The sequence below is a fragment of the Ruegeria sp. BHSB172 genome (assembly GCF_059613165.1).
The window spans coordinates 22365-35916 of record NZ_JBXWRZ010000035.1 but is presented as its reverse complement, the minus strand read 5'-3'; the positions used below and the strand labels follow the sequence as shown (position 1 = coordinate 35916).

The 13552-nt window shown below is 63.2% G+C and carries 12 protein-coding genes; 9 read left to right on the top strand and 3 right to left on the bottom strand.

Annotated elements, in window-relative coordinates; all coding sequences use genetic code 11:
- Together AC2FM3_RS14020 and hemN are read right to left on the bottom strand one after the other, a co-directional pair.
- A partial coding sequence (locus AC2FM3_RS14020) for an elongation factor G (RefSeq protein WP_496682883.1) occupies positions 1-1858 on the bottom strand: 1858 nt, incomplete at its 3' end.
- Between the two features lie 211 nt (positions 1859-2069).
- Complete coding sequence (hemN, locus tag AC2FM3_RS14015; protein WP_496682880.1) at positions 2070-3425, bottom strand: oxygen-independent coproporphyrinogen III oxidase; 1356 nt, start codon at positions 3423-3425, stop codon at positions 2070-2072.
- A 61-nt stretch (positions 3426-3486) separates the two neighbouring features.
- Here hemN and fnrL point away from each other — a divergent pair, with 61 nt between their 5' ends.
- Positions 3487-4230 carry a transcriptional regulator FnrL gene (gene fnrL / locus AC2FM3_RS14010; protein ID WP_496682877.1) on the top strand — a complete coding sequence of 248 codons (744 nt, stop codon included), beginning with the start codon at positions 3487-3489 and terminating at the stop codon, positions 4228-4230.
- 101 nt (positions 4231-4331) lie between these two features.
- The gene (locus AC2FM3_RS14005; RefSeq protein ID WP_496682874.1) at positions 4332-4586 is read left to right on the top strand and encodes a GlsB/YeaQ/YmgE family stress response membrane protein; all 255 of its coding nucleotides are present in this window, start codon (positions 4332-4334) and stop codon (positions 4584-4586) included.
- Positions 4587-4630: 44 nt separating this feature from the next.
- Here the strand turns inward: AC2FM3_RS14005 and AC2FM3_RS14000 are convergent, their stop codons facing one another.
- Positions 4631-5470: a universal stress protein gene (locus tag AC2FM3_RS14000; protein ID WP_496682871.1), complete on the bottom strand. Its 840-nt coding sequence runs from the start codon at positions 5468-5470 to the stop codon at positions 4631-4633.
- Positions 5471-5665: 195 nt separating this feature from the next.
- Here AC2FM3_RS14000 and ccoN point away from each other — a divergent pair, with 195 nt between their 5' ends.
- The 7 genes from ccoN to AC2FM3_RS13965 all read left to right on the top strand — a co-directional run bounded on the left by ccoN (position 5666) and on the right by AC2FM3_RS13965 (position 13550).
- The gene (gene ccoN, locus AC2FM3_RS13995) at positions 5666-7273 is read left to right on the top strand and encodes a cytochrome-c oxidase, cbb3-type subunit I (RefSeq protein WP_496682869.1); all 1608 of its coding nucleotides are present in this window, start codon (positions 5666-5668) and stop codon (positions 7271-7273) included.
- 14 nt (positions 7274-7287) lie between these two features.
- A complete protein-coding gene (gene ccoO / locus AC2FM3_RS13990) occupies positions 7288-8016 on the top strand; it encodes a cytochrome-c oxidase, cbb3-type subunit II (protein ID WP_496682866.1) in 729 nt (242 codons plus the stop codon).
- Between the two features lie 10 nt (positions 8017-8026).
- Positions 8027-8212, top strand: a complete 186-nt coding sequence (locus AC2FM3_RS13985) for a cbb3-type cytochrome oxidase subunit 3 (RefSeq protein WP_496682863.1) — start codon at positions 8027-8029, stop codon at positions 8210-8212.
- Positions 8209-9078, top strand: coding sequence for a cytochrome-c oxidase, cbb3-type subunit III (gene ccoP, locus AC2FM3_RS13980; protein ID WP_496682860.1), 870 nt, complete (start codon positions 8209-8211; stop codon positions 9076-9078). The genes AC2FM3_RS13985 and ccoP overlap by 4 nt, the downstream gene beginning before the upstream one ends.
- 406 nt (positions 9079-9484) lie before the next feature.
- On the top strand, positions 9485-10906 hold the full coding sequence (gene ccoG, locus AC2FM3_RS13975) for a cytochrome c oxidase accessory protein CcoG (protein ID WP_496682859.1): 1422 nt from the start codon (positions 9485-9487) through the stop codon (positions 10904-10906).
- Positions 10907-10909: 3 nt separating this feature from the next.
- Entirely contained in the window at positions 10910-11368 is a 459-nt protein-coding gene (locus AC2FM3_RS13970) for a FixH family protein (RefSeq protein ID WP_496682857.1), read from the top strand.
- Positions 11369-11372: 4 nt separating this feature from the next.
- The gene (locus tag AC2FM3_RS13965; protein ID WP_496682855.1) at positions 11373-13550 is read left to right on the top strand and encodes a heavy metal translocating P-type ATPase; all 2178 of its coding nucleotides are present in this window, start codon (positions 11373-11375) and stop codon (positions 13548-13550) included.
- Positions 13551-13552: the final 2 nt, after the last annotated feature.

The following is a 13552-nucleotide window of genomic DNA, read 5'->3' as shown; positions in this document are numbered from 1 at the left end:
GCAGCTTGACCCAGCCGGTACCGCGTGTGGCGCTGGCCAGCGTGCGGTGCAGTTCGTCCTCAGCCACGGCGGGCAGCTGGGCGTTGAAGATCTCCCAGCCCGGCGCGTTCGGGTTGCCCTCGAACCCCAGGACCTGCCCCTGAAGCGAGCTGATCGTGGGCACCAGATCGCCCACGAAGGCCGACGGAACATGGATCTCGGCGTTCAGGATCGGCTGCAACACGACGGGTTTGGCCTGCGGCAGGGCCTCGCGGACTGCGTTTTTTCCGGCCGTCCGGAAGGCAAAATCGGAACTGTCCACGTTGTGATGCTTGCCGTCATGCAGCGTAACCTTCACATCCACCACCGGAAAGCCCTCGGGGCCCTGCACTAATGCATCGACCGCGCCTTGTTCGACCGAGGGGATATAGTTCTTGGGCACCGCGCCGCCCTTGACCACCTCGTCGAACTGAAAATCTGATCCGCGCGGCAGCGGCGCGACCGAGATCACCACATCCGCGAACTGCCCCGCGCCACCGGATTGCTTGCGGTGGCGGTGCCGGTGTTCGACCGCGGCGCGGATAGTCTCGCGATAGGCGGTCTCGACCGGGGAGGTCTCGATCTCGATCCCGAAATCCTCGGCCAGCTTGGCGACCACCCGCCGCATGTGCTGCGGCCCCTGCGAGCCCAGGACGGCGTGGCCGCTCAGCTCGTCCTGTTCCAGCGTCAAGCCCGGGTCGATCTCGACCAGCCGGGACAGCGCGTTGGACAGGCGCACGTCGTCGCGTTCATGGGCTGGCGACACAACCTGCCGATAGGCGACCGGATGCGCCGTGGCCCAATCCGGCAGCGGCGTGGAGTCGCTGCTGTCATAGACATTGCCGGGGTTGAGGTGATCGGATTTTACCGCCAGCCCGATCTCGCCGGCCTTCAGCCCGTCGATCTGGGTCTTGGCATCGAGCGCGGTCAGGTTGCCAACGGTTTCGCCGCCCAACGGATCATGCGCCTTGATCCCGTCGCCCAGCCCCCGCAGGACGATGATCTTGCCGATGTGCTTCTTGACGTCGGCAAAACCGGTGATGGCGCGCGCGGCTTCGGGCGCCGCGTCGCGGTCGGCGGCGATGTCGAACTCGGGCGCCTCGTGCCGCAGGGCCTTCATCAGGCGGGTCAGCCCGTTGCCATGGCTGGCCGCGCCCAGACAGGCCGGGATCAACTGGTGGTTCTGCAACACCTGCGCGGCCAAGTCATAGATCTCGGCGCTGGGCGGCTGCTTGTCCTCGATCAGCTGCTCGAGCAGGTGGTCGTCGAAATCCGACAGGGTCTCGAGCAGTTCGGTGCGGGCTTCGGCCTCGCGATCCGCAACCGATTGCGGCAGTTCGATCAGCGCCGAGGGCTGACCTTCTTGATATTTCCACGCGCGCTCCGAGATCAGGTCGACGGCCCCGATAATGGTTTCGCCTTCACGGATCGGCACTTGCCGCAGGGTAATGTGATGGCTGCAATAGGTCTGCAGTGCGGCGACGATGTCTCGGATGCGGCCGTTGGGGTTGTCCATCCGGTTGATGAACAGAAAGCAGGGAATGCCCGCCTCCTCGACCAGCCGCAGGTAGGGGGCGCACAGAACAGCCGCGTCCGGGTCAGGCGGGACCACGACCACCGCCGCGTCGGAAATGGCCATGGCGGGCCCGGCATAGGCCATCGCATCGCCTCCGCCATCGACATCTATCGCGCACCACGGTTCGTCCAGATAAGAAAAACCGTGCAGATGCACGGTTCCGGACAGGTCGAATGTGGTGGGCCGGCCATCAAGGCGACTGATGGCCTCGACCAGGGTTGTCTTGCCCGATTGGCTGGGGCCGAGGACGGTAAAAACGCGCATGGGTGCTGTCCCTTCGTCAAGTTGCAGAGTGGTTGCACGAAAGGAGCTGTCGAACGCGGATGCGCCGGCGAGTCTGTCTGAATGATGGCCTGCCTCGGGGTCGGGCGGCCTGCCGCCCGCCTTCCGAGTGTGGGGAAAAGCCACCGCACGCGTCAACCCCCCGCTTTTTTGCATTGTGGCGACCGGCCGGGTTGCGGCCTGACGCCTGCCGTCAGATCGCCGAGCTGTGGCCCGCCTTGCTCAGGTCATAGGCGTCGAAGGTCCGGGCAATCATCCGGGTCAACGCGCGCGCTTCGGGCGGGATGAACAGCCCGTTATCGGTTATCTGCAACAACCCGTCGAAGGTGTCATTGGCGCGCTGGTACATCGCCGTCAGCTCGGCCGCCGAGATGTCGTGGTCGCGCAGGATCTCGGCCGTGTCGATGCGGAATTCGCACATCAGGGCCTCGATCAGGCGGGCGCGCAGGATGTCCTGACCCTTGAACAGATGCCCGCGCGAGGTCGAGAATTGGCCTTCGCGCACCGCGTTGGTATGGGCCGAAGTGGCCGGTGCGTTCTGCGCATAACCCTGTGGGAAGCGCGAGATCGAGCTGGCGCCGACGCCGATCAGAACCTCGGCCTGATCGTCGGTATAGCCCTGGAAGTTCCGCTTGAGCCGTCCGGCTTTCAGCGCGTGGGTCAGCCCATCATCCTTGGTGGCGAAATGGTCAATGCCGATTTCTTCGTAATTGTCCCACAGGAACAGACGGCGGGCGGTGTCGAACAGCTCAAGCCGCTGTTCCGGCGTCGGCAGGGCGTCGGACGGGATCAGCTGCTGGCGTTTCGCCATCCACGGTACATGCGCATAGCCATACAATGCCACCCTGTCGGGGCTTAGCGACAGCAGCTTCTGCACGCTTTCGGTCATCCGCGCCTTGGTCTGGTGCGGCAGTCCGTACAAGATGTCAGCGTTCAGGCTGGGCACGCCGCGCTCACGGATCATGTCGATCGCCTCGCGGGTGGTGTCATAGCTCTGGATGCGCCCGATGCTCTTCTGGATCTCGTCATCGAAATCCTGAATCCCGATCGAGGCGCGGTTCATCCCGGCTTCGGCCAGCGCGTCAAGACGGGCGTCGTCCACCTCGTTGGGGTCGATCTCGACCGAGAATTCCGCGTTGGGTCCAAGTGGGACGATGCCCAGAATATGCGCGGCCAGTTCGCGCATCAGGTCGGGGTTGAGCAGCGTGGGCGTTCCCCCGCCCCAGTGCAGGCGCGACAGGGTCACCCCGCTGGGCAGGCGCGCGGCCAGCAGGTCCAGTTCGGCCTTGAGGACATCGACATAGGCGATGACCGGGTTGTCGGTCTGGGTGCCCTGGGTGCGGCAGGCGCAGAACCAGCACAGCCGGCGGCAGAACGGCACATGGACATAGAGCGAGATCGAACTGCCCGGCCGGATGGCGGAAATCCAGTCGCTGAACATGTCGGGCCCCACGTCATTGCTGAAGTGGGGGGCGGTCGGATAGCTGGTATAACGCGGTACCTTCGCGTCAAATAGTCCAAGCTTTGCCAATTGAGGTTTTACTATCATGGCGACACCGGTATAGGCTCGGAAACCAGAAGACCTTGACCGAGATCAAGTGGACGCGCGCATGACCCTGACTACACTCGTTGACCATTCGAACTGCGAAGACTGTCCAATTCGTCACCGAGCGGTGTGCGCGCGCTGTGACGCGGACGAGTTGGTCGCGTTGGAAGAGATCAAGTATTATCGCAGCTTCGAGGCGGGGCAGACGATCATCTGGTCGGGCGACCAGATGAATTTCGTCGGCTCGGTGGTGTCTGGAATTGCATCGTTGACGCAAACCATGGAGGACGGGCGTACCCAGATGGTGGGCTTGCTGCTGCCCAGCGATTTCGTCGGCCGCCCGGGGCGCGAGTCGGCGCCTTATGACGTGGTGGCCACGACCGACGTGGTGATGTGCTGTTTCCGCAAGAAACCGTTCGAAGACTTGATGAACAGAACGCCGCATATCGCGCAGCGTCTGCTGCAGATGACGCTGGACGAACTCGACGCCGCGCGTGAATGGATGTTGGTCCTGGGCCGCAAGACCGCGCGCGAGAAGATCGCCAGCCTGCTGTCGATCATCGCCCGTCGGGACGCCTCGGTCAGCCAGAAGGGGCTTTCGGGGCCGATCGTGTTCGATCTGCCGCTGACGCGCGAGGCGATGGCCGACTATCTGGGCCTGACGCTGGAAACGGTCAGCCGTCAGATATCGGCCCTGAAAAAGGACGAGGTGATCCTGCTGGAAGGCAAGCGCCACGTCACCGTGCCGGATATCGGGCGCCTGATGGAAGAAGCCGGCGACGATGCCGATGGCGGCTTTCTGGTCTGAGGGCATATCTGACAGTACAGTGCCCGGCGATCTTGATGCGTGACGCCAAGGCGCGTCCGTGCTCTAACTAAGGGCGCATCAACCCAAGTCAGGGAGCGGTCATGGAATTCAGCAGTATATTAGCGATGTTGTTCATCGGCGCGATTGCCGGTTGGCTGTCGGGCAAGATCATGTCCGGCCGCGGGTTTGGCCTGGTCGGCAACATCATCGTCGGTGTCGTCGGGGCGTTTCTGGCGGGGACGATCTTTCCGGCGCTTGGATTTTCCGTAGGCGGCGGGATTTTCTCGTCGATCTTCTTCGCCACGATCGGGGCGGTGATCCTTCTGTTCCTGATCGGGCTGGTCAAGAAGGTCTGAGCCAGTGGGCCGCCCCAACCCGAGGCGGCCGACCCTGTTTCCCGTCAATGCGCCATGAAAACCGGCACGGCGGATTTTTCCAGCATGTTCCGCGTGGCGCCGCCCAGAATGGCCTCGCGGAAGCGGGAATGTCCGTAGGCCCCCATGACGATCATGTCGGCCGCGGTGTCCTCGGCATGGCGGTTCAGAATGTCCGACACGCGGGTCATCGTCTTGCTGAGCACGTCGATTTCGCATCTCACCCCGTGCCGGGCCAGCATTTGCGACAACAGCCCGCCCGGGTCCGACCGATCAGGGCCGTGGGTCGGCGGATCGATCACGACGATCCGGGTCAGATCCGCCGCCATCAGGAACGGCAGGGCGAACCGGATAGCGCGCATCGCCTCGACACTTTCGTTCCACCCGATCAGAACGGTGCGCGGCCGAGACACGATTTCCGCGTTATCCGGCACCACCAGAACCGGGGCGTGGCCGTCGAACATCGCGGCCTCGATGATGGGCTCGGCCTCGGCGCCCCGGCCTTCGCCATAGGGTTGCGGCAGCACCACCAGATCCGAGAATCGGGCCCGGTGGGCAACATGCCGGCCCAGATCTGCGATCTGCGCGACGCCGCTTTCGGCCGACCAGCGCACGCCGGACTTGCCCAGGAATTCTTCGGCGAATTTCAGGTTCTCCTCAGCCTCGGCATTGGCCCGGTTCAGGGTTTCCTGCAAGATCAGCGCATTGGCCCCGGCATAGTAGTATCCGGTCTGGCTGCGATCGACGCCCAGACACAGCGCTTCGGCATGGGCATCCTGAGCTTCGGCCAAAGCAGCCATCTGCTCCAGCGCCTTTTTTGCGAATTTTGTTTCCGTCACGACTGAGAGAAGCGATTTGTAAGCCATCTTGACCTCATTGTTCCATTGCTCGGTGCGGCGGTTTCGAGCAGGTCATTCATTTGGTTATGCGTGTCACAGTTTTCACTCTATTGTCTTGATACAGATCAAAGCAGTAGGGCCCGCGGTTGGCCGATACAGCAGGCAGTCAAAAAAGCCGCGCGCGGCAAGAGAATCGCGTGCGGCATGGCAAAGGGACGCAATATGTCGAATTACATCAAGCTGATCGCGCTTGGCCTGGTCACGCTGTTCGCAGCGATCGGGGCCAACTATGCGCGGGATTTGGCGTATCAGGTGCATGCGATACTGGTGATGCTGATCGCCGGTGGCCTGTTCATCTGGACGCTTCGCAACACCGACGAGCCCGACATTCTTGTCGATCGCTCGGGGGAATACATGGACGGCGTGATCCGCTATGGCGTGATCGCAACCGCCTTTTGGGGCGTCGTCGGATTCCTCGCGGGTACGTTCATCGCATTTCAACTGGCTTTCCCGGTGCTCAATTTCGAATGGGCCCAAGGATACCTGAACTTTGGCCGTCTGCGTCCGCTGCACACCTCGGCCGTGATCTTCGCCTTTGGCGGCAACGCGCTGATCGCCACGTCCTTCTACGTGGTGCAACGCACCAGCGCGGCACGTCTATGGGGCGGAAACCTCGCCTGGTTCGTGTTCTGGGGCTATCAGCTGTTCATCGTGCTGGCCGCGACCGGCTATGTGCTGGGCGGCACCCAGTCCAAGGAATATGCCGAGCCGGAATGGTATGTCGATCTGTGGTTGACCATCGTCTGGGTGGCCTATCTGGCCGTGTTCCTGGGCACGATCGTGAAACGGAAAGAGCCGCATATCTACGTGGCCAACTGGTTCTATCTGTCCTTCATCGTGACCGTCGCGATGCTGCACCTGGTCAACAACATGACCCTGCCGGTCAGCATCTGGGGCTCGAAATCCGTGATCGTCTGGTCGGGCGTGCAGGATGCGATGATCCAGTGGTGGTACGGCCACAACGCCGTGGGCTTCTTCCTGACGGCAGGCTTTCTGGGCATGATGTACTATTTCATCCCGAAACAGGCCGAACGCCCGGTCTTCAGCTATAAGCTGTCGATCATCCACTTCTGGGCGCTGATCTTCATCTATATCTGGGCCGGTCCTCACCACCTGCACTACACCGCGCTGCCTGACTGGGCCTCGACGCTGGGCATGGTGTTCTCGGTCGTGCTGTGGATGCCTTCGTGGGGTGGCATGATCAACGGTCTGATGACGCTCTCGGGCGCATGGGACAAGCTGCGCACCGACCCGGTCATCCGCATGATGGTCATCTCGGTCGGTTTCTACGGCATGTCCACCTTCGAAGGCCCGATGATGTCGATCCGTGCGGTAAACTCGCTGTCGCACTACACCGACTGGACCATCGGCCACGTGCACTCGGGTGCGCTGGGCTGGAACGGCATGATCACCTTTGGTGCGCTGTACTTCCTGGTGCCGGTTCTTTGGAAACGTGAGCGCCTGTACTCGCTGCAGATGGTCAGCTGGCACTTCTGGCTCGCCACCATCGGCATCGTGCTCTACGCCGCGTCGATGTGGGTGACCGGCATCATGGAAGGCCTGATGTGGCGTGAAGTGGATGCCAACGGCTTCCTGGTGAACTCGTTCGCCGACACCGTGGCGGCCAAGTTCCCAATGTACGTGGTGCGTGCCCTGGGCGGCGTGCTGTACGTCGCGGGTGCAGTGATCATGTGCTACAACCTGTGGATGACCGTCCGGAAGGCGCCGGCCAAAGAGGCCAGCCTGACCGTCGCGGTCCCGGCTGAATAAGGAGGGCCGGAGCAATGGCAATTCTTGACAAACACAAGATCCTCGAGACCAACGCGTCCCTCCTGCTGATCTTCAGCTTCCTCGTCGTGACCATCGGTGGCATCGTGCAGATCACGCCCCTGTTCTACCTTGAGAACACCATCGAGAAGGTGGAGGGCATGCGCCCCTACACCCCTCTCGAAATGGCGGGACGGGAAATCTACCTCCGCGAAGGCTGCTATGTCTGCCACAGCCAGATGATCCGCCCGATGCGGGACGAGGTCGAACGCTATGGCCACTACTCGCTGGCGGCCGAGTCGATGTACGACCACCCGTTCCAGTGGGGCTCCAAGCGCACCGGGCCGGACCTGGCCCGCGTCGGCGGCCGCTACTCGGACGAATGGCACGTGGACCATCTGCGTGATCCGCAATCGGTGGTGCCGGAATCGGTGATGCCGAAGTACGGCTTCCTCGAACGGCGCAAGCTGGACGGAAAGTATATCGGCGACATCATGGCGGCGAACGCCGCGGTCGGAACGCCCTATACCGACGAGATGCTGGAGAACGCGGAGGCGGATTTCCGCGCTCAGGCCGATCCCGACAGCGACTATGACGGTCTGCTGGAGCGCTATGGCGACAAGGTGAACGTGCGCAACTTTGACGGCCAGCCCGAGCTGACTGAAGCGGATGCGCTGATCGCCTATCTGCAGATGCTGGGGACGCTGGTCGATTTCTCGACCTTCACCCCGGACGCGAACCGGTAAGGGGGCTGTCATGGAGCAATACACGATCCTTCGGCAATTCGCCGACAGTTGGATGCTGCTGGCCCTCTTCGCCTTCTTCATCGGCGTGGTGATCTGGGTGTTTCGGCCCGGTGCCAGCAAGCAATACGAGGATACTGCCGGCATACCGTTTCGGCATGAAGACAAACCCGCCACATCCGAGGAGGCGCGGAAATGAGCAAAGCACCCGAAAAGAAGCCGGGCGATCCCGGTACGACCGGCCACGAATGGGACGGCATCGAAGAGTTCAACAACCCGCTTCCGCGCTGGTGGCTGTGGACCTTCTACGTCACGATCTTCTGGGGCGTCATCTACACGATCCTCTATCCGGCTTGGCCGCTGGTGAACCACGCGACGGCCGGTGTTCTGGGATGGTCGTCGCGCGCCAACGTGGATGCGGAAATCGCCGCGGTGGAGGAGGCGAATGCACCGATCACCGCACGCCTTGAGCAGGCCGAACTGATCGACATCGCTGCCGATCCCGACCTCAGCAGTTTCGCGGTATCCTCTGGCGCGGCGGTGTTCCGGACTTGGTGCGCTCAGTGCCACGGTTCGGGCGCGGCGGGCGCCGTCGGTTATCCGAACCTCCTGGACGACTCGTGGCTCTGGGGTGGAGATCTGGAATCGATCTATCACACCGTCGCCGCCGGCATCCGCAACGAGGAATATGACGAGGCGCGCTATTCCGAGATGCCCGCCTTTGGTCGCGACGAGCTGTTGACGACCGAGGAGATCTCGCAAGTCGTCAACTATGTCATGTCGCTTTCCGGAGAGCCGAACGATCCCGCGCTGGTCGAGGCCGGATCCGTCGTCTATGCCGACAACTGCGCCTCCTGCCACGGCGAAAACGCCGAAGGCGACCGCGACCAGGGCGCGCCGAACCTAGCGGACGCGATCTGGCTCTATGGCGGCGACTACGACACCCTGACCGACACCGTGACCAACAGCCGCTTCGGCGTCATGCCCGGTTGGCAAAACCGTCTCAGCGAAGCGCAGATTCGCGCGGTTTCGCTCTACGTCCACCAATTGGGTGGCGGTCAGTAGACACAAGAAAACCTTCGGGCGGTTCGCCGCCCGAAGGCCTAGGTGCCGGCTGTTCCATCTGTTCGCGCGTTTCCTGAACAGCCGGCACCATTTTTCCAAACCTAGTGCGTGTCGCGGCGCCGGTCCAGAATTTGGCGCGGCAGTTGCGCGCATCGCCCCGGCTGCCTGCGGCATTTCGTCGATGATGATACACGACCGGTTGGCGCCTATTTTGAGACATGCCAGATCCGGCGCGTTTATGACTCTGCCCGGCAGTAAGGTTTCGCCGAAACGGCGGCAATGCGATAGTGTCGGGTTCAGGTGTGACAAAAGATGTCTGTACGATGCGCTTTTGACCCATGTCAAAGTTAACGCGTTCATGATCTGGAACAAGTCGCCAGAAAACAGCCTGATCCGGAGCCAGCCCGTGAGCGATTCCAATCCCGCCCCCAGCCTTTATGCCGCCCGAGAGCCGATCTTTCCCAGACGCGTGTCAGGAAAGTTCCGCGACCTCAAATGGATCATCATGGCAGTCACGCTCGGCATTTATTATGTGACGCCGTGGATCCGCTGGGACCGTGGCCCCAGCCTGCCGGACCAAGCGGTACTTTTGGACCTGGCGAACCGGCGGTTCTATTTCTTCTGGATCGAGATCTGGCCGCACGAATTCTATTTCGTCGCGGGTCTGCTCATCATGGCTGGTCTCGGGCTGTTTCTGTTCACCTCGGCGCTTGGGCGCGTGTGGTGCGGCTATGCCTGCCCGCAAACGGTCTGGACCGATCTGTTCATCCTGGTCGAGCGCTGGATCGAGGGCGACCGCAACGCCCGCCTGCGTCTGCACAGGCAGAAAAAGCTGGACTTCCACAAGGCGCGGCTGCGCCTGTCGAAATGGACGGCCTGGTTTCTGATCGGTCTGGCCACGGGTGGGGCTTGGGTTTTCTATTTTGCCGATGCGCCGACGCTGGCGCGCGATCTGATCACTGGCAATGCCCACCCGATCGCCTATACAACGATGCTGATCCTGACCGGCACGACCTTTTTCTTCGGTGGATTCGCACGCGAACAGATCTGCATCTATGCCTGCCCCTGGCCGCGCATCCAGGCAGCGATGATGGACGAGGACACGCTGGTCGTGGGCTATCGCGAGTGGCGGGGTGAACCCCGCGGCAAGGGCAAGAACCGCGAAGGCCTGGGCGACTGCATCGACTGTTATGCCTGCGTCAACGTCTGCCCGATGGGGATCGACATCCGCGACGGCCAGCAGCTGGAATGCATCACCTGCGCCCTGTGCATCGATGCCTGCGACGAAGTGATGGAAAAGGTCGGCAAGCCACGCGGCCTGATCGACTACATGGCGCTCAGCGACGAGCAGCGCGAACGCGCAGGGCATCCGCCCAAGAGCATCTGGAAGCATATCTTCCGTCCGCGCACGGTCCTGTATTCGTCGCTGTGGTCGGCGGTGGGGGTTGCCCTGCTGTTCGCCCTGTTCATCCGGTCGGACATCGACCTAACGGTGGCGCCGGTGCGCAACCCGACCTTCGTGACCATGTCCGACGGCTCAATCCGCAATACCTATGACGTGCGGCTGCGCAACAAGCACGGCGAGGACCGGTTGTTCAAGCTGTCGCTGGTGGGCGATCCCGCGATGAAGCTGCAGATCGAAGGTACGCCGCTGGATACCGTGAACGTCCCGGCCGATACCGCACATTTGACGCGCGTGTATATTGTCACCGACAAGGATTCGGCTCCGGCGGCGGCGGACACGACACCAGTCCGCATCTGGGTCGAGGATTTGGCCAGCGGCGAGCGGGCCTACAAAGACACCACTTTCAATGGGCGGGGGAACTGAGACATGAGCGAACGGCAATTCACCGGCAAACATGCTCTGGCCGTATTCGTGGGGGCGTTTGGCGTCATCATCGCGGTCAACCTCGTTCTGGCCTACAGCGCGGTCAAGACGTTCCCGGGACTCGAGGTCAAGAACTCGTACGTGGCCAGCCAGGAGTTCAACGAACGTCTGCGCGAACAGCAGGCGCTGGGTTGGGACGCCACGGCTGAGTCCAAGGGCGGGCTGTTGATCCTCCGCATCACCGACGCGCAGGGCGATCCGGTGCGCGTGGCCGAATTGCAGGCCGTCGTGGGGCGTGCCACCCATGTGCGCGACGATTTCACGCCGGATTTCACCTTTGACGGTGTGGCCTATTCCGCCCCGGCGACTCTGGCCACGGGCAATTGGAACATCCGGCTGGTGGCGCGTGACCATGACGGAGCCGAGTTTTCCCGCCGCATTCCGCTGTATGTGAAGGGGTAATCCGATGAGCGGGCAGATCACGCCGACTGCTGCAGCCTGTCCCGGGTGCATTGCCGCCCCGGCTGATGCGGCCCGTCCGGTTCCGCCGGATGCACAGATCGCGTTGTCGCTGCCCGGCATTCACTGCTCAGCCTGTATCGCGAATGTCGAGCAGGCCCTGAATGCCGTGACCGGCGTGCAGGACGCGCGCGTGAACCTGACGCTGAAGCGGGCGCTGATCAAGGCCGCACCGAATCTGCGTGCCGCCGATCTGATCCCGGTGCTCGAACGGGTTGGATACGAGGCGCACGAGTTGGACGCCGGCGCGCTGTCAGCCACCCAGACCGACAAGGCCGGGCGCGATCTGCTGATGCGGTTGGCGGTTGCCGGCTTTGCCTCGATGAACGTGATGTTGCTGTCGGTGTCGGTCTGGTCCGGGGCCACGGACGCGACACGCGACATGTTCCACTGGATCTCGGCGGCGATCACACTGCCGGCGATCGCCTTCTCGGCCCAGCCCTTTTTCGAAAACGCCTGGAGCGCGCTGCGCGTGCGCCGCCTGAACATGGACGTGCCGATCGTGCTAGCAATCCTGCTGGCGCTGGTCACTTCGCTGTGGGAAACCGCGCTGAGCGGTAAGCATGCCTATTTCGATGCGGCGCTGACGCTCACCTTCTTTCTGCTGGCGGGGCGGTATCTGGATTACCGCACCCGTGCCGCCGCCCGCTCGGCGGCCGAGGAATTGACGGCGCTCGAGGTCCCCCGCGCCATTCGCCTGCGAAACGGGGCCGAGGAGGAGGTCGCCGTCGCGGCGCTGAAGGTGGGCGACCTGATACTGGTGCGCCCCGGCGCCCGCATGCCCGTGGACGGCCAGATCGTGTCGGGCCGGTCCGAGCTGGACCGGTCGTTGCTGACCGGCGAGACGCTGCCGGTTTTCGTGCAACCCGGTACGCAGGTCAGCGCCGGTGAGGTGAACCTGACCGGCCCGTTGACCATCCGCGCCACGGCGGTGGGCGAGGACACCTCGCTGCACCGGATGGCTGATCTGGTGGCAATCGCCGAATCCGGGCGGTCGCGCTATACCTCGCTGGCTGACAAGGCGGCCAAGCTGTACGCGCCCGGCGTGCATATTCTGTCAGCACTTAGCTTCGTGGGCTGGTACCTCTATTCCGGCGATATCCGTACGGCGCTGAACATCGCCGCCGCAGTGCTGATCATCACCTGTCCCTGTGCGCTGGGGCTGGCGGTTCCGGCGGTGACGACGGCGGCATCAGGGCGCTTGTTCCGCAAGGGGATGCTGATCAAGCACGCCACGGCGCTGGAACGTCTGGCAGAGGTCGACACGGTCGTGTTCGACAAGACCGGCACTCTGACGGCGGGCACGCCGGACTTGGTGAACCTGCCTGAAATCGCCCGGGACGATTTGGCCGTTGCGCTGGCGCTGGCCGAGGCGTCGGCGCATCCCTTGTCGGTTGCCCTGACACGTGCTGCGCGGGATGCGGGGATCAGGCCGGCAGATGTAACCGAGATCGCCGAGGTTCCGGGCTTTGGTACCGAGGGCCAGCATGCCGGACAGCGGGTGCGTCTGGGTCGGGCGGAATGGGTGGGCGCTCCGGACAGCGCCGAAACCACGGCCTGGCTGGCGGTGGGGGGCCGCGCGCCCGTTGCCTTCCGGTTTGTCGACAGCCTGCGCCCCGGAGCGGCCGAGGCAGTGCGCGCCCTGCGTGACAGTGGCAAGAATGTCATCCTGATCTCGGGCGATACGTCGAGTGCCGTGCAGGCTTTGGCCGAGAAGCTGGGTATCGAGAGCTGGATCGCCCGGGCCCTGCCGCAGGACAAGGCGGCCCACATCCAGAAGCTGACCGATCAGGGCCATCGCGTTCTGATGGTGGGTGACGGGCTGAATGACACGGCAGCGCTGGCGGCGGCGCATGTGTCGATCTCGCCGGCCTCGGCACTGGACGCGGCGCGGGTGGCCTCGGATATCGTGCTGCTGGGCACCGATCTGTCGCCGATCGCCGATGCCTGTCGGACTGCTGAAAAGGCAACGAAGCGGATTCGCGAAAACTTCCGGATCGCGACCATCTACAACGTGATCGCCGTGCCGCTGGCGGTGGCCGGCCTGGCAACGCCCCTAATCGCGGCCTTGGCGATGTCGACCTCGTCGATTACCGTATCCCTGAACGCCCTGCGCCTGAGGTGACC